The following is a 17314-nucleotide window of genomic DNA, read 5'->3' on the forward strand; positions in this document are numbered from 1 at the left end:
TTCAATGGTCGAACACGGCCAGGGCCGCGGGGGTCTTGGGTGCCTCAAGGCGGTCTTGCGCGGGAACGTCGCGGCCGGCTTCAAGCCCGCCGCCCAGGGCCGTGACCAGGTCCGCCTGGACCGTCAGGCGTGCGGCCTGCACCTGCTGCTGCACCTGTTGCTGATGGAACAGCAGGCTCTGGGCGTTGAGCACATTCAGGTAGTCGGTCAGGCCGCGCTGGAAGGCCACGGTGGCGATGTCGTAGGTCTTCTGCGCAGCGGCCACCGACTCGGCGGCGAAGGCTTGCTGCTTGTCCATGGACTCGCGGCGGATCAACTGGTCGGAGATGCTTTTCAGTGCATCCACCAGGGTCTGGTTGTACCTGGCCACGGCCATGTCGTAGCCGGCCGAGGCTTCACCCAGTTCCGAGCGCAGGCGCCCGCCGTCGAAGATCGGCAGGCTGATGGCCGGGCCGACGTTGTAGTTGAGCTTCTTGCCGGTGAGGAACTCCAGGGCCCCACCGCCGGTGGCCATGAAGCCGATGCTGCCCACCAGGTCGACGTTGGGGTAGAAGCCGGCGTGAGCCACATCGATACCGCGAGCCTGGGCCGCCACTTGCCAGCGGCTGGCGACCACGTCCGGGCGCTGCCCCAGCAGTTCGGCGGGCAGGGCCGAGGGCAGTTTCAGCGCGGCGCCCAGGGACAGGCTTGGCCGCTGCAACTGCGCGCCCTCCCCCGGGCCCTTGCCGGCCAGGGCCGCCAGCTGGTTGCGGGTCAGGGCGATTTCTTCGTCCAGGGCGTCCAGCTGGCGATGGGTTTCCGGCAGCGGCGCCTCGGCCTGGCTGACTTCGAAATGGGTGCCGATGCCGCCGTCCAGGCGCCGTTGCGCCAGTTCGAGGATCTGTTGCTGCTGCTTGAGGGTGGCCAGGGCGATATCGCGCTGGGCGAAGTGCAGGGACAGCTGGATATAGCTGCGCACCACATTGTTCACCAGTTCCAGCTGGGCCTGACGGGCTTCGGCCACGCTCATGTGGGCCAAGTCCACGGCACGCTCGGTGCTGTTGCTTTCCCGGCCCCAGAGGTCCAGGGCATAACTGAAACCCAGGGCGGCGTTGTTGTCCCAGGTGGTGCTGTTGGACAGGGCGCCGGGGCCGTAGAACTGATCGGTGGGCCAGTTGTGGCGCTTGAGGGTGGCGTCACCCTTGATCTGCAGCGACTCGGCCGACTCGGCGATGCCGGCCAGGGCCTTGGCCTGGCGGACCCGGGCGGCGGCCATGGCCAGGCTCGGGCTGCCTTGCACCGCAAGGCTGATCCAGCGGTCCAGTTGCGGGTCGCCATAGGCCTGCCACCACTGGGCGCTGGGCCAGTGGGCGTCCTGCGCGGCGCTCTTTATCGCCTCATCCGTGGCCAATGTATTAGCGGGAAGTGTCTTGCCCTGTGGGGCAATGCCTCCGGTTCCGATGCAGCCGCTGATTGCTAACGATAAAGCCCAAACACTGAGGGTCTTGAACCCTCTGCTGATGCGACGCGGCACTGCTGCGAATTCCTGAGATCGGGGGGGAGTATTTCTCTCGTAGGAGCTGGCTTGCCGGCGCAGCGATACGCCTGCTACACCGCGTTGCGCGGATCGCCGGCCTGCCGGCTCCTAGGGATCGGCGCAATTCTAGGGGGCGGTCGTTGCGGCGATAAGCTGGGATTCCTGTGAATCTTTGTTACCGTAAACGCGATAATCCCTTGGTCGTATCCCTGTACGCCTGTAAAAACAGAAACTTCGTGTCACAATTTGCAATCTCCCTTGAGAGCACCCCATGGACACCTTGCAAAACATGCGCGCCTTCAGTTGTGTTGCCGAAGCCGGTAGTTTCACGGCCGCCGCGGTGCAGCTGGACACCACCACCGCCAACGTCTCGCGCGCCGTCTCCAATCTAGAGGCGCACCTGCAAACCCGCCTGCTCAACCGCACGACTCGCCGCATCGCCCTGACCGAGGCCGGCAAGCGCTACCTGCTGCGCTGCGAGCAGATCCTGGCCTATGTCGAAGAAGCCGAGGCCGAGGCCAGCGACGCCCACGCCCGCCCCGCCGGGCAGTTGAAAGTGCACACCATGACCGGCATCGGCCAGCACTTCGTGATCGACGCCATCGCCCGCTACCGCAAGACCCACCCGGACGTGACCTTCGACCTGACCATGGCCAACCGTGTGCCGGACCTCCTGGACGAGGGCTACGACGTGTCCATCGTCCTGGCCCGGGAGCTGCCGGATTCGGGGTTCGTCTCCCAGCGCCTGGGGATGACCTACAGCATCGTCTGCGCCTCGCCGGCCTATGTGAAAGCCAACGGCTGCCCGCAAAAGCCCAGCGATCTGCTGAACCATGCCTGCCTGCGCCTGGTGAGCCCGGTGATTCCCCTGGAGAAATGGACCTTCGACGGCCCGGAAGGCCAGGAAATGGTCACCATCAACAGCTCGCCGTTCCTGGTGAACTCCGCCGATGCCATGAAGACTGCGATCATCAGCGGCATGGGGGTCGGGGTGTTGCCGGTATACGCGGCTATAGAGGGTTTGCGCACCGGCACCCTGGTGCGGGTGATGCCCAAGTACCGCTCCCAGGAGCTGAACCTGTACGCCATCTACCCGTCGCGCCAGTACCTGGACGCCAAGATCAAGACCTGGGTCGAATACCTGCGCGGCTCTCTGCCGGAGATCCTCACCGCGCACCAGACGGAACTGGCGGCCTATGAACTGAGCGGCAGCCTGACCGGCGCACGCCTGGCCACCTGACCACGGGGCTCCCCGCCCAGACCACCGTCCCACCTGTAGGAGCCGGCTTGCCGGCGAAGAAGCCCGCACGTCCTGTGCAAACCTGGATGCCGCCTTCGCTGGCAAGCCAGCTCCTACACGATGTACGCCCCTCCCCCAAACGCCGGCCCATCCCCCGTAGGAGCCGGCTTGCCGGCGAAGAAGCCCGTACGTCCTGTGCAAACCTGGATGCCGCCTTCGCTGGCAAGCCAGCTCCTACACATGCAGGCTCGTGGCGGGGTGCTTTGGTGGCGGCGGCAAAAATGTTAGCTTGCTTGGCATTCTCCCCGCCTGACGAGCCTTCGCGCGATGAAAAAGACTGTACTTGCCTTCAGCCGCATCACCCCCGAGATGACCGAACGCCTGCAACAGGATTTTGAGGTCATAGTGCCCAACCCCAAGCACGGGGACATCGCCGCGCAATTCAATGAAGCCCTGCCCCAGGCCCACGGCCTGATCGGTGTCGGCCGCAAGCTGGGCCGTGCGCAGCTGGAAAACGCCGCGCGCCTGGAAGTGGTGTCGAGCATCTCGGTGGGCTACGACAACTACGACCTGGCCTACTTCAACGAACGCGGGCTGATGCTCACCAACACCCCGGACGTGCTCACCGAAAGCACCGCCGACCTGGCCTTCGCCCTGCTCATGAGCAGCGCCCGCCGAGTGGCCGAGCTGGACGCCTGGACCAAGGCCGGGCAATGGCAGGCCAGCGTCGGCCCGGCGCTGTTCGGCTGCGACGTGCACGGCAAGACCCTGGGCATCGTCGGCATGGGCAACATTGGCGCGGCCATCGCCCGCCGTGGGCGCCTGGGCTTCGGCATGCCGATCCTCTACAGCGGCAACAGCCGCAAGGCGGCCCTGGAGCAGGAGCTGGGGGCGCAGTTTCGCAGCCTGGAGCAACTGCTGGCGGAGGCGGACTTCGTCTGCCTGGTGGTGCCGTTGAGCGAAAAGACCAAGCACCTGATCAGCCACCGCGAACTGGCGCTGATGAAGCCCAGTGCAATCCTGGTGAACATTTCCCGCGGGCCGGTGGTGGATGAACCGGCGCTGATCGAAGCCTTGCAGAAGGGCCAGATCCGTGGCGCCGGCCTGGATGTGTACGAGAAGGAACCGCTGGCGGAGTCGCCGCTGTTCCAGCTGAAGAACGCAGTGACCTTGCCGCACATTGGCTCGGCCACCCATGAAACCCGCGACGCCATGGCCGCGCGCGCCATGAGCAACCTGCGCAGTGCCCTGCTGGGTGAGCGGCCGCAGGACCTGGTCAACCCGCAGGTGTGGAAGGGCTGACCACCCACGGCCTATCCCCCCTGTAGCCGCTGCCAAGCCTGCGAGGCTGCGAAAAGGTCCGCAGGACCTTCAGCGATAGCACGGCAGAATCAGGTCGCCCGATTTTGCGACGGCTGCGCCGCCGTTCGCAGCCTCGCAAGCTCGGCAGCGGCTACAGAGGCAGGCACAGCCTTGGGTTTGCGGAACACCAGGACGTTGCCCAGCATCACCAGCACCAGCCCGGCCAGGGCCGGGGCGGTCCATTGGTAGCCTTCGACAAAGGCCGACACGTTCAACGCCACTACCGGGAACAGCACGGTGCAGTAAGCCGCGCGCTCCGGGCCCATGCGCCCCACCAGGGTCAGGTAGGCGGTAAAGCCGATGACCGAGCCCGGAATCACCAGGTACAGCAGTGAGCCGATGTAGCGGGTGCTCCATTCCACATCGAAGGCGATGCCCTGGAACAGGCAATACACCGCCAGCATCGTCGCGCCGTAGGCCATGCCCCAGGCATTGGTGGTCAACGGCTTGAGCCCGGCTTTTTGCTGCAGGCTGGACAGCATGTTGCCCGCCGAGAAGCACAAGGTGCCCAGCAGGGCCAAGCCCAGGCCCAGCAGGGTTTGCGGGCTGGCGCTGTGGCCCACCAGCTCCGGCCAGAACAGCAGCCCCAGCCCCAGCAGCCCCAGGCCGCCGCCCAGCAGCACGTTGCGAGCGATCTTCTGGCCGAAGAACACTCGCGCATTCAGGGCGTTCCACAGGGTCGCGGTGGAAAACACCACCGCTACCAGGCCACTGGGAATCCATTGGCTGGCGTGCAAAAAGCACATGAAGTTGATGCAGAACAGGCACAGGCCTTGGGCCAGGCAGATCAGGTGACCACGACGGTTCATCGGCTGCAGCTTGCGGCTGAGCAGCAACAGGACGAACAGCACCAGGGCCGCCAGGGCGAAGCGATAGACGATGGACACCGGAATCGCCACCACCCCCAGTTGCAGTTTCAGGGCGATCCAGGTGGTGCCCCAGATCAGCACGGTCAACAGGTACAGCGATAGGTTCATGGCGCGACTCCTTTGTCAGGAGTGCAGTGTCACGCCCCGCCGGCCTTGCGCGCTTGCACAAACTTGCGCTTTTTATCCGCCCGGGGCTGGCAGCCCACGGGCTACGGAGTAGCATGCAGAACACCGGCAGCCGCACCCATGTTGACGCCCCACTATGCACGCACTGGATACCCTGCAAGTCTTCCAAGCCCTGAACCGCTCGCCCAATGCTCGCCTGGAGCACAGCGCCGAGCTCGGTGACGGCTTGTCCGCAGCCTTATGGAGCAACCATCACGACGCCCAGGAGTACGAGGCCCCCAGCCATCACACCCTGTCCTGCTACCTGGCCGGCGGCACCGGCACCTTCCGCCGCGACCAGCCGGGCAGCAAGGGCGGCCCGGGCAAGTTGTGCATCCTGCCCGCCGAGCACCAGTCGGCCTGGGTGATCAACGGTGATATTCGCCTGGCCCATCTGTACTTCAGCCCGGAGCAGTTCGCCCTGGGCTGCGTCACCCTGCTGGATCGCGAGCCCCGGGAACTGCAACTGCGCGAAAGCACCTTTCTCGACGACCCCGAGCAGACCCAGCGCTTTGCGCAGTTGGTCCGCCTGAACTGGGACGAACCCGGCGAGCGCCTGCTGACCAGCAGCCTGGCCCACGAGATGCTCAGCCATGCCCTGCTCAATCAAGTGGGCCAGCGCCAGGGGGCCCGGCTCAAGGGCGGGCTGGCCGCACACCAGCGACGGCTGCTGGTGGACTACATCGACAGCCAGCTGGACGCGCCCCTGAGCCTGGGCCAACTGGCGGGGTTGTGCGCCCTCTCCGAATACCACTTCGCCCGCATGTTCCGTGCAAGCTTCGGCCTGCCGCCCCACCAATACCTGCTAGCCCGACGCCTGAGCCGGGCCCGGCACCTGCTGCGCACCACCGCCCAGCCCCTGGGCGAGATTGCACTGGCCTGTGGTTTTGCCAGTGCCAGCCACTTCAGCAATCGCTTCCGCCACGCCCTGGGGGGCACGCCGGGAGACTACCGCCTGGCGTTCCTGCGCTGAGGCCAGGGTTACCCAAAACCCGCCTCTGCATGCTCCTTCTTATGCCAAAGCCCAGGCTGACACGCCTGAGTCAGTAAACGGTTAAAGTTCCTTACTTAAATAAGACAATTCTTACAAGCCAATTAAAAACCCCCTACATATCTCTCTCAGAAAGATCACGTCCGGCAAGTTCTTATATGACACTCAAGAACATAACCAGGTAATTATTTTAATATTTTATTTATCACTTCATTCATGGAGCTGATGATTATTGTTTAAGCCCAGTTTCAACTTAGTCTTCGAACCTTGAGTGCCAGGCATTCCATAAACATCCACCCCCCCTTACAGGAGCCAATTACCTGAAACACCCGGCAGATTTTTGCCCACAACAATTGACACACAACTTTCACCACACCCCTGAGGCAATCCAACCTTCAACCATTGAATCCTTGAACAAACCTGTAACAACTCAGCCGTTAATCGCCTTACTCCAAAACAACAAAAACAGAGGACGATGAAATGCTTTCACAAAGTTTGCCACGGCAATGGGTCAGACACTCGCCCCTGCTGTGTGCCTCGATACTGGCCATTCCGGTAAAAGCCGAACTGCTCGAGGACAGCAGCGCACGCCTGGAACTGCGCAACTACTACTTCAATCGGGACTACCGCGAAGGCACTGCCCCTACCCGTGAAGAATGGGCGCAAGGTTTCCTCTTGCGCCTGGATTCGGGGTTCACCGAAGGCAGCCTCGGCGTCGGTGCCGACGCCATCGGCATGCTCGGGATCAAGCTGGATTCCGCTCCTGGCCGGACCGGCACCGGGCTGTTGAAGGTGGCACGCAATGGCCGGGCAGAGGATGACTATTCGAAACTGGCCCTGGCCGGCAAGCTCAAGACCAGCAAGACCCTGTTCAAGTTCGGAACCCTGGTACCGCCGGTACTGCCGACACTGAGACCCAATGACGGCCGCCTGTTTGCGCAGATGTTCGAAGGCGGGCTGCTGACCTCCAATGAAATCGAAGACCTGGAGTTTACCGCCGGGCGTCTGAGCCGGGTCCTGCAGCGCAACGCCACGCAGTACACACCGCTGACCCTGAGCCCCTTGAACCGGCGCTTCGAGAAGCTGGGGGCCACCGCGGAACACTTCGACATGGCGGGCCTCGACTATCGGTTCCACAAGCAATGGCTGGCTCGCGTGCATGTCGCCCAGCTGCAGGATATCTACCGCCAGCAGGTCTTCACCCTGGTCAACAAGAGCCCCTGGGGAGCGGGGACGTTCAGCAGCGATCTGCGCTTGAGCCTGATGAACGACTATGGCAATGCCAAAGGCGGCAAGATCGACAACCGCGCCCTGCAGGGGTTGCTCGGCTATGCCTATAAAGGTCACAGCCTTGGCCTGACTTATCAGCGAATGTTGGGGGACACCGGTTATGCCAACATTCTTGGTACCGATGCCAACTTGATCAACTTATCCGTACTGGGTGACTTCGCCAATGCCAAGGAGCGCTCCTGGGCACTTCGTTATGGCTATGACTTTGCCAACCTGGGCTTGCCGGGCCTGACTATCAATAGCCGCTATATATCCGGCAGCCATGCCGAGATAACCGGCAGCCAAAGAATTGGCAAGTCATGGGAGCTGGATAATGAATTGCGTTATGTCGTGCAACAAGGACCGCTAAAGAACTTAAGTGTACGCCTGCGCAGTGCGCTCTATTGCTCCAACTACGCCAAGAACTTCATTCGCGACACTGATGATACGCGACTGATGTTCAACTACACCTGGAACATAAAGTAACCAGACCACCAGAACCGATGTAACGGATCAAATGCCTAGAGGTACTATCTCCATGCAACGTCTATTATCGAAAAGTTTGGCCAGCCTGTTATTTTTAAGCCTGTTCAACCCGGTCGCGGCGAAACAGCCCCTGCAAGCGCAAAGTGTCCCGGAGTTCCGACCGGGTTACTTGATCGGTTATCTGAAACAGCAGGATCTGCCCGACAGTCTGTCGCTGTTGCCGCCTCCTCCTGCGGTGGGGACCCCAGCCTTCACTCTGGACCAGAGCATGGCCGAGAAAAACCAGGCCTTGCGGGGCAGCAAACGCTGGGAGTTGGCCGTCAGCGATGCCAACCTGAAGTTCCCTGCCGCCGCGCAGACATTTTCCTGTGCCCTGAATGCCCCGATCAGCGAACAGCTGACACCTACGCTGTACAGAGTCCTGCGGCGGACCCTGGCCGATGCCGGGCTGGCCACCTACAGCGCAAAGAAGCGCTACCAGCGCACCCGGCCCTTCGTCTACAACCAGCAACCCAGCTGCACCCCGGAAGACGAGGCGAAACTGGCCGCAGATGGTTCCTACCCATCGGGCCACAGCGCAATCGGCTGGGCCTGGGCGCTGTTGCTGAGCGAACTGTCCCCCGAGCACGGCAATGCGCTCTGGGCCCGCGGCCGGGCCTACTCGCAAAGCCGCATGGTGTGCAACGTGCACTGGTACAGCGATATCCGTGAAGGCCGTGAAATAGGCGCGACCACCGTGGCACGCTTGCACGCCGACCCGACCTTCCAGGCCGATTTCGCCGTCGCCCGGCAAGAGTTGCTGGCCGTTCGGGCCCAGGGCCTGACCGCCGACGCTGACTGTGCAGCGCAAGCGCAGGCCCTGGCACTTGACGCCGACTAGGGTGCCAGGGTGAGGACCTTGAAGGTATTAGCATGAAACAGCGGGTCCGGCTTGGGTTCGGCCGGGCTCGCCGCCGGTTGGGTGAAGTCCATTGCCGCCAGGTAGACCCGCCGGGTACGCGGGTCGAACGCCATGTTGTAGGCCATGGGCTGGGTGCTGACGCTACCCAGGAGCTGGTAGCGGTCGGCATCGAGCTGGGCGACGACGCTGAGGTTGGCGTCCACCCCGCTGGCGATCAGCAAACGCTGGGCCTGCGGGTCGTAGGCCAGGGCGTTGACGTCCCGGGTGATCGGCAGGCTGGCCTTCAGCGCACCGTTGTCGCGGTCGAGCACCAGCAGCACTGGCCGCTCACCACGGCAAGCGACGAACAACCGCCCTCGTTGTTCATCCTGGGCCAGGGCACTGGGCCGCGGGCAGTCGGGATACTGCCAGCGGTCCAGGACCTTGAAACTGCTGGAGGACAACCGCGCGACGACGCCCTCATCGCGCATCGGCAGGAAGAAACTGCCATCGCCCTTGAGCAGCAACGGGTCGATCTTCTTCACCGCCAGCTCATGGGCGGCGGTGATGCGCTCTTCTTTGGGATCGAAGACGAACAGGGTGGAACGATCGGCCCGGCGCCCGCTGACAATGATCACCTGCCCGGTGCGCGGCTCGTACACCGCGCTGTTGAGGTTGCTCTGGGTGACGGTGATGCGCTTGAGCGGCTTGAATGTGGATAACTCCACCACCCCCAGACTGCCGTCGGTGTTCAGCACCAGCAGGCGGTCCAGCTCCGGTACCAACACCACACCATTGGCGCCCCGGGACTGTTCGAGGGTGCGCACCGGGCGCTGCTTGTCCACATCGAACACGCTCAGGCCATTTTCCCGACGGGCCAGGAACAGGTAGGGCCGGGTCGGGTCCAGGGCGATGAAGCCCCAACTGCTGCCGGAGCCCGGCAGCTGCACTTGCTGTTCACGGTGGTACAGGCGCTCATCCGCCGGCGCAGCCGCCTGGGCCACGCCACAGAACGCCAGGAGCACACTCAGGGTCAGGGCTTTCATCAGAACTCCAGGGTGCTGGAGAGCGACACTTGGCGAGCATCCCCCAGGGACACGAAGTACTTGCTCACCGAGGAGGTGTAGTAGGTCTTGTCGAACAGGTTCTTCACGTTGAGCTGAAACTTGACCTTCTGCCCTTCGACCTTGGTGTCGTAGGTGGCGAAGGCATCGGCCACGGTGTAGCCCGGCAGGTCGAAGCTGTTGGGCGCATCCCCGGCGCGCTCACCGACATAACGGGCACCGGCGCCGACCCGCAGGCGGTCGCCGCCGATCAGGCTGCCGAAGTCGTAGACCGCCGACAGCGAGCCGGTGTTCTTGGCCACGTTCTGCAGTTGCTTGCCCTTGTACTGGGTGTCCTTGGTCACTTCGGCGTCGGTGTAGGCATAGCTGCCGATCAGGCTCCACTGGTCGGTGAGCTGCCCGGTCAGGTCCAGCTCCAGGCCCTGGGAATGCACTTCACCGGCCACGCTGGTGACAGTCTCGGAGGCCGTGGCGGTGGTCACCAGCACGTTGCGCTTGGTGATGTCGAACAACGCCGCACTGGCGGTGATGCGCCCTGGAATGTCGAGCTTGGCCCCCAGTTCCCAGGACTTGGCTTCTTCCGGTGCGATGGAGCCGTCCAGCACCACGCTGCCGCCGGCCAGCTGGGCAATGCTGGAGTTGGGTTTGAACGACTCGGTGTAGCTGCCGTAGAACGACAGCTGGTCGGTGTAGCGGTACACCAGGCCGGCGCGGGGCACGAACTTCTGCCCGTTGCTGTCGGTATTGGCGTGGAACGGCCGGCCCTTGCCCGCGTACTGGTCGTACTCCTGGAAACGCCCGCCGCCCACCAGGATCCACTGGTCGGTGAGGTGGATGGCATCCTGGAAGAACAGCGAGTCACTGCGCAGCAGGTCGGTCTGGTCGCTGTCCGGGGCGCTGACGTTGGTCCCCGCCACTTGCTGGCCATACACCGGGTTGAGGTAGTTGAAACTGGTGTTCTTGCCGCGGATCAGGTCGGCGCGGTAGATCTTGCGGTACTCGTCGTCCAGGCCGAACACCAGGTCATGCTGCATGCCGCCCAGTTGCACCTTGCCTTCCAGGCTGACGGTGGCATAGCGGTCGGTGGTCAGGGCACTCTTGGTGCCGTCCATGGTCCGGGTCAGGGTGCCGTTGGCGTTCACCGCGGTCAGGCGTACCTGGCTGGCGTCGTAGGTTTCACGGTTCCAGCTGTAGCCGAAGTGGGCCTTCCAGTCGTCGCTGAGCTCGTGATCGACCTCGAAACGATACAGGTCCGAACGCCCTTCCATGTTGTTGAACGGCTCGTCCAGGCGCCGGGTGGCCGGGATGTCCAGCGGGTGGTTGGTCTTGGGGTCGATGGCCGTGCCGCGGTCGAACGGGGTCAGGAATTCACGATGCTCATAGGCCAGCAGCACCTTGGTGCGCTCGCCGTACCAGGCCAGGGACGGCGCCACCAGGGATTCGCGGTGGGTGCCGAAGTTGCGCCAGTAGTCTTCGTCTTCGTGGTCGACGATCAGCCGGTAGGCCAGCCCGGAATCCCCCAGCGGCCCGGTGGTGTCCAGGCTGCCACCGCTGCCGTTCTTGCCCGAACCGTAGGTCGAGCCGCGCACGGTCAGGGCCGTGGACTGCTGCAACTCGGGTTTCTTACTGACGATGTTGATCACCCCGCCCGGGTCCTGGATGCCGTACAGCAGGGAGGACGGGCCCTTGATCACTTCCACGCGCTCGGCCGTGGCGTTGAGGGAGCGCCCCTGCACCACCGGCATGCTGTCGCGCATGATCGAGCCGTTGCGGTTGTCGCCGAAGCCGCGCAGCAGCACCGCGTCCTGAGTGCCGCCCAGGGTGTTGGTCTGGGTGATGCCACTGACGTTCTTCAGGGCGTCATCCAGGTTGCGCGGGGTCTGGTCGCGCAGCACCTGAGCCGGGATCACGTTGATGATCTGCGGAATTTCCTGGTTCAGCGCCTGGGTGCGGGCCACCGAGGTGGTGGCCGGCGGCTGGTAGCTGGTGCTTTCGTCGACGCCCTGGGTGGTGATGCTGGAAGTCCCCAGGTTCAGCCCGGCACCTTGGGGCAGGGGTTCGAGAACCAGGGTATGGGCGTCACTGTGGCGATAGGTGAAACCGGAATTGCCCAAGAGACGCTGCAAGGCCTGATCGGCACTGAGCTGGCCGGTGACGGCCGGGGCCTTGAGGTTGTAGGGCGCCTCGTCGGTGTAGACCACGCTGATCCCGGTGACCCGGGTGAAATCGCTCAGGGCCTGGGGTAGCGGCTTGGCTGCGATGGCGAAGTTGAACAACGCACTGTGCTGCTCGCTGCCGGCCTGGGCCGCCAATGCCACGCTCAGGGGCAGCAGGGCCAACCCCGAAACCACCAGCGCCGAAGCGCCGAACCACCGTTTGACCGAACCGTTTACCGCCGAATTTGCCCTGGACTTCATGCTGGAGACTCGTGTGTAAAAGCACCGTGAATGCGAATTAGTCGCACTTTCAAGCACTACACGTATGTCGCAGGCAAAGACCTCAGCATTTTTTTGAAAATATTTTCAGGGCGGCGAAAACGCCCCCGCCCGATGCATCCCCTGTAGCCGCCGCCGCAGGCTGCAATCGAGCTGGGCCGCACTCTGACGAAGCGATCGAGGCGCTCGTGAGGCCGCAGGAGGTTTGACGGGAGACCGTCAAGCAAGGTCCTGCGGACCTTTTCGCAGCCTCGCAGGCTCGGCAGCGGCTACAGCGCTCGTTACAGGGATCGCTGGATGCGCCCGGCACTGGTGCTGGAGCCCACGGGCTTGCCCTGCTGGTCCATGTCCTTGAGGTAGTGCAGCATCGCCTCCAGGTCGCTGACCCCCAGGTCGCTGCGGTTCAGGCCGCTCTTGAACAGGCTGAAGCGGTCGCCGCCATCGGCCAGGAAGCCGTTCATCACCAGCCGGTAGTTCGCGCCGGCCTGCAGCGGCTTGCCGTTGAGGCGCACGCTGCCGGGGACGACACGGCTGTCCGGCGGGCGCTTGGGGTCCCAGCGATAGGTGAAGCCCTGGGACACTTGCAGGATGTTGGCATCGTCCGCGCCCTTCCATTGCTGGTTGAGCACCTGTTCGATCTGCCGGCCCGTGAGGTCGAAAGCGATCAGGTTGTTGTTGAACGGCTGCAAGGTCGCCAGTTGCCCGTAGTTGACCCGGGTCTGCCCGGGCTCCAGGGCCAGGTCGCTGCGAATGCCACCGGTGTTCATGAAGGCGATCTGTGCGCCATTGGCCCGGCCGCCGGCCAGATGCGCGTCGGCAATCAGGTCACCGATGGGCATTTCCCCGGCCGCGTCGGCACGCCGGGCAATCGGCGAGGCGGCAATCGCCCCCACCGGCTTGAGCAGCACCTGGTTGCTACGGGCCTCGACCTCCTGTTGCAACTGCGCCAGGGCCGGGTCCTGTGGATAACGGGCCGGATCGGCCAGCAGGTTGAGGGCCTGGATGCTCGCCACCCGGTGCTGGCCCGGGGTCACTTGCAGGGTCAGGTGAGTCAGCAGGTGGCCGTAGGAATTGCCCTGGGTCACCAGCAGCGGCCCGACCTTGCACAGGTAGCCCTGGTGCGAGTGGGCGCTGATCAGCACGTCCACCGCCGGGTCCAGGCGCTTGGCCACGTCGACGATATCGCCGCCGAGCTGCGAGCAGTCCTGCTTGTCGAACGGCTCGGGGGTCGAGCCGCCCTGGTGCACCACGGCGACGATGGCGTTGACGCCCTGGGCATTGAGTTCGGGGATCAGCTTGTTGATGGATTCGGCTTCGTCGGCCACCTGCAAACCGCGCATGCCCTTGGCGCTGACCACCGAGGCCACGTCCCGCAGCACCGCACCGACAAAGGCCACCTTGACCCCGCGCACCTCTTCGATGCGGTAGGCCGGCAGCAACGGCTTGCCGGTGTCGCTGTCCAGCAGGTTGGCCGCCAGGTAGGGGAAGCCGCTGCCGGGGTAGTTCGGGCGGAACTGGCAGGCCTTGTCCGGCCGCGACGACTGGCAGCCGCCATTGAGCTGGCGCAGGAACTCGGCCTTGCCGTTGTCCAGTTCGTGATTGCCGATGGCGCTGAGTTTCATGCCCATCTGGCGCAGGGCGTCCAGGGTCGGCTCGTCGGCCCACATGGCCGACAGCGGCGGGCTACCGCCCACCAGGTCGCCGGCGCCGATGAACAGCAGTTGCGGGTCCTGCTGGCGCAGTTGGGCAAGCATGCCGCCCAGGGTAGCGATGCCGCCGGCCGCAAGCTTGCGCACGCCGCCCGGGGCCTGGGGGTCCTTGTAGCTGAAGGGGTTGGCTTGCAGGTAGCCGTGCAGATCGTTGATGGCGACGATGTTCACCGCCACCGGTTGCGGCGGTTCAGACAGCGAGCTGCAACCGGCCAGGGTGACCAGGGCCAGGGTCAGTGCCCCCAGCATCCGGGGCATGGGACGAAGACGGGACATGAAAGAAATCCTTGGTAGATCAGCGAAAAAAAAGCCGCTGGCGCAGGCCGATCAGACAGAGAACAGCGCTGGGAACAGCGCCGGCTTCGCCGTCGATCGCAGCCCGTGCCCGCGGCAGCGGCTACAGGTCAGGTCATCAGGCAGGTTGCAGGCTGCCGTGGACCACCTGGGGTGCTGGCGGGGCCTTCAGCGCGGTGCCCATGCCGGCGCGCAGCAGCAGGATCTTCAGGTGGTCGGTGATGCGCTCGACCCGGTCCTGGAAGTGGTTGTGGAAGATCATGCTGCCCAGGGCAATGGCGATCCCCAGGGCCGTGGCATACAGCGCGGTGCCGATGCCCTTGGACACTTCGCCCGGGTCGCTGACGCCGGTCTCGGCCAGGGCCTTGAAGGTGTCGATGATCCCCAGGATGGTGCCCAAGAGGCCCAGCAAGGGCGCAGCGGTAACCACGGTTTCCAGCAGCCACAGGCCATGCATCAGCTTGCTGCGGGTGGCGATGTAGATCGACTCGCCGAGGTCTTCCAGGTCCTTGTGGCTGGCCAGCCCCTGCTTGTGGGCAAACAGCTCGGCGACCATTTCCAGGGGCAGGCTGTTGCGCTCGCGCAGCGGGGCGGGCAGATCGTCGACGCTGTGCATCTTCGGGTTGAGCACGGTCTCCAGTTTCTTCGCCTGGCGCAGGCTGAAGCTGAAGTAGATGCCCCGCTCCACCGCGATGAAGGCGGCAATCGCGGCAGCGCCGTACATGGTGTAGAAGGTGATGTCGTGCAGCAGATTCATGTCCATCGTCATTTCCTCTTGTGCCTGAATCGAATCAGAACGCAGCTTCCAGGGAGACCATCGCGGTGCGTTCTTCACCCACGTTGTAATAGGCGGTGCTTGGCGCCAGGCCATTGGTCCTTACCGAGTTGAAAGACACGGTGCGTACCGACGCCAGGTATTCCTTGTCGAACACGTTGAGCATCGAGAAGCGCAGGGTCGCGGACTTCAGCACCTTCTTGTCCACCGGCAGGTGGATACCGGCATTGAGGTCGAACACGGTGCGTCCGGAGATCTTCTCGTCGTTGGTCAGGTCGCCGTAGAAGGCGCCGACGTACTTGCCCACCACGTTGCCGTAGTAGAGCGAATCGTCGTAGCCCAGGCTCAGGTTGAACATGTTTTCCGGAACGTTGGTCAGCTGTTTGCCGGACGTCGGCAGCAGCACGTTCTTGTTGGTCAGGTCATCCATCTGCTCGGACTTGGTGTAGGTGTACGAGGCGTAGTAGTTGAAGTTGTGTGGCAAGAGGCCGCTCCACTCCAGCTCCAGGCCACGGTTCTTCACTTCGCCGACGTTGGCCACTACGTAGTCGCCGTTGACGTCGGTGGTGGAGATCTGCCGGTCCTTGAAGCTGATGTAGAACAGGGTCGCGCTCAGGGCCATGTTCTCTTCGCTGTAGCGCCAGCCCAGTTCCTGGTTCCAGCTCAGCTCGGGTTTCAGGCTGATGGAATCACCCTTGTTGTAGAGCACGTAGTTGGGCGGCGTGCGCATGTTGCGGGTGACGTTGTAGAAGGCCTGGTTGCTCGGGTCGATCTGGTACTTGGCGTTGAAGCTGGGCAGGAACTCGTGGTACTTGGCGTCGCGTTTTTCCGGCTTGTCGGTAAGGCTGCCGAGGTTGTTGCCGTCACGTTCCACGTACTGGTAGGCCAGGGCCCCGGTGAGGGTCAGGTCCGGGGTCGCCTGCCAGGTGTCCTGCACCCAGAGTTTCTGCGCCGGGGTCACGGTGTATTGGTGACGGCCCTGGACCGTGGCGCCGTTGCGGTCCACCAGTTGGTCGGAACCGTTGTAGTCGCCCCAGACGTTTTCCGGAGCGCCGTTGCCCTTGATGCCGATGAAGGGCTGGGTCTGGCGCTGGCGGGCGCGCTCGTACCAGTAGCCGACGTCCAGGCTGTGCTCTTCGTTGAGGTCCCACTTGAGCTTGGTGGTCATCCCGGGGCGCCAGGTTTCGGTCCACGAAGGCCGGTAGTAGGTGCCGCTGGGCAAGCCGGCCAGGTTGTAGTTGCCGGCCTTGTTCGACGAGGCGGACAAGCTGGTGGCGGTCTGGCCGCTGAAGCTGCCGCCGTTGGACCAGACGTAGTACGGGTTGAAGGTCAGGCTCAGGTCGTCGCGCAGCTGGAAGCGCTGGGTCACCGAGGCGGTCACGCTTTCGAAGGGGTTGCGGTTGAGCTTGTAGGACTGGGACACGCTGCCGTTCTTGAACACGGTGCTTTCCGAGTAGTCCAGGCGCCGGCCCTGGGTCTGGAACTGGGACTTGCTGACGCTGTTGTAGTTGTAGTTTTCCTGCAGGTTGTATTTGACGATGGCGTTGGTGGAGTTGCCGTTGCCGTCTTCGAACAGGGTGTTCCACTCGATCTTGTCGGCCCGCAAGGTGCCCTTGCCCTTCCACTTGTCACCTTCGGTATGGGACGCCGAGACCCAGGTCTTGAAGCCCCCCAGCTCACCGGTGTTGAGGCGGGCAAAGGATTTGCGCAGGTTGTTGGAACCCACAGACTGCTTGACGAACACCCCGAAATCCTTGGTCGGGCGCACGGTCACCAGGCCGATGTTGCCACCGCTGGAGCCGATGTGCGGGCCGTCGGCTTCGGACGAGCCCTGGGTGACGAAGACTTCACTGAAGTTCTCCGGGTCGCCCATCAGGTTCGGGTAGATGCTGTAGTCCCCCGAGTCGTTGATCGGGAAACCGTCGGCGGAGAGCCCGACCTGGTCGGAGTTCATCCCGCGCATGGTGAAGTTGGTGCCGCTCAGGCCCGTGGCATCGGTGCTGGAGACGTTGATCCCCGGGGTGTACTTGAGCTTGTCCACGGCGTTGGCGGTGGGGGCCATCTGATCCATGGCCTCCTTGGTCACGGTGGAGCGGCCCTTGGCGCTTTCTTCCTTGATCATGTGGCCGTTGCCCAGGGTCTGTTTACCGGCAACGTTCACCGAACCTACGTCCACGGTATCGTCGGCCAAAACCAGTGGCGCAAAACTGCCCAGGCCCGATGCCAGAAGCAGGGCATAAAGTTTATTGATCTTCACGG

12 protein-coding genes are annotated in these 17314 nt (G+C 63.7%); 5 read left to right on the forward strand and 7 right to left on the reverse strand.

What is annotated here, in order from left to right; translation table 11 throughout:
• Position 1 precedes the first annotated feature (1 nt).
• A complete protein-coding gene (locus tag A9971_RS15040) occupies positions 2-1513 on the reverse strand; it encodes an efflux transporter outer membrane subunit (protein WP_183001357.1) in 1512 nt (503 codons plus the stop codon).
• Between the two features lie 274 nt (positions 1514-1787).
• On the opposite strand from A9971_RS15040, the gene A9971_RS15045 reads away from it, so the two are divergent.
• Both A9971_RS15045 and A9971_RS15050 read left to right on the forward strand, forming a co-directional pair.
• Positions 1788-2756, forward strand: coding sequence for a LysR family transcriptional regulator (locus A9971_RS15045; protein WP_011059356.1), 969 nt, complete (start codon positions 1788-1790; stop codon positions 2754-2756).
• A gap of 327 nt (positions 2757-3083) precedes the next feature.
• On the forward strand, positions 3084-4058 hold the full coding sequence (locus A9971_RS15050; protein ID WP_011059355.1) for a D-glycerate dehydrogenase: 975 nt from the start codon (positions 3084-3086) through the stop codon (positions 4056-4058).
• An 89-nt stretch (positions 4059-4147) separates the two neighbouring features.
• Here the strand turns inward: A9971_RS15050 and A9971_RS15055 are convergent, their stop codons facing one another.
• A complete protein-coding gene (locus tag A9971_RS15055; RefSeq protein WP_015634221.1) occupies positions 4148-5095 on the reverse strand; it encodes a DMT family transporter in 948 nt (315 codons plus the stop codon).
• 154 nt (positions 5096-5249) lie between these two features.
• Between A9971_RS15055 and A9971_RS15060 the strand changes: the two genes are divergently transcribed.
• From A9971_RS15060 to A9971_RS15070, 3 genes are all read left to right on the forward strand, one after another.
• On the forward strand, positions 5250-6125 hold the full coding sequence (locus tag A9971_RS15060; protein WP_011059353.1) for an AraC family transcriptional regulator: 876 nt from the start codon (positions 5250-5252) through the stop codon (positions 6123-6125).
• A gap of 498 nt (positions 6126-6623) precedes the next feature.
• On the forward strand, positions 6624-7898 hold the full coding sequence (locus A9971_RS15065; protein ID WP_183001356.1) for an OprD family porin: 1275 nt from the start codon (positions 6624-6626) through the stop codon (positions 7896-7898).
• 52 nt (positions 7899-7950) lie between these two features.
• A complete protein-coding gene (locus tag A9971_RS15070; RefSeq protein WP_183001355.1) occupies positions 7951-8778 on the forward strand; it encodes a phosphatase PAP2 family protein in 828 nt (275 codons plus the stop codon).
• On the opposite strand, the gene A9971_RS15075 is transcribed toward A9971_RS15070, so the two are convergent.
• From A9971_RS15075 to A9971_RS15095, 5 genes are all read right to left on the reverse strand, one after another.
• A complete protein-coding gene (locus tag A9971_RS15075) occupies positions 8775-9824 on the reverse strand; it encodes a hypothetical protein (protein ID WP_183001354.1) in 1050 nt (349 codons plus the stop codon). The genes A9971_RS15070 and A9971_RS15075 overlap by 4 nt on opposite strands.
• The gene (locus A9971_RS15080; protein WP_183001353.1) at positions 9824-12259 is read right to left on the reverse strand and encodes a TonB-dependent receptor; all 2436 of its coding nucleotides are present in this window, start codon (positions 12257-12259) and stop codon (positions 9824-9826) included. Before A9971_RS15080 ends, A9971_RS15075 begins: the two co-directional genes overlap by 1 nt.
• Before the next feature lie 299 nt (positions 12260-12558).
• On the reverse strand, positions 12559-14262 hold the full coding sequence (locus A9971_RS15085) for a bifunctional UDP-sugar hydrolase/5'-nucleotidase (RefSeq protein WP_011059348.1): 1704 nt from the start codon (positions 14260-14262) through the stop codon (positions 12559-12561).
• Positions 14263-14398: 136 nt separating this feature from the next.
• Positions 14399-15043, reverse strand: a complete 645-nt coding sequence (locus A9971_RS15090) for a MotA/TolQ/ExbB proton channel family protein (protein WP_183001976.1) — start codon at positions 15041-15043, stop codon at positions 14399-14401.
• A 28-nt stretch (positions 15044-15071) separates the two neighbouring features.
• Positions 15072-17312, reverse strand: coding sequence for a TonB-dependent receptor (locus A9971_RS15095; protein WP_183001352.1), 2241 nt, complete (start codon positions 17310-17312; stop codon positions 15072-15074).
• Positions 17313-17314: the final 2 nt, after the last annotated feature.

It is taken from the genome of Pseudomonas sp. UME65 (assembly GCF_014170225.1).
GTDB lineage: Bacteria > Pseudomonadota > Gammaproteobacteria > Pseudomonadales > Pseudomonadaceae > Aquipseudomonas > Aquipseudomonas protegens.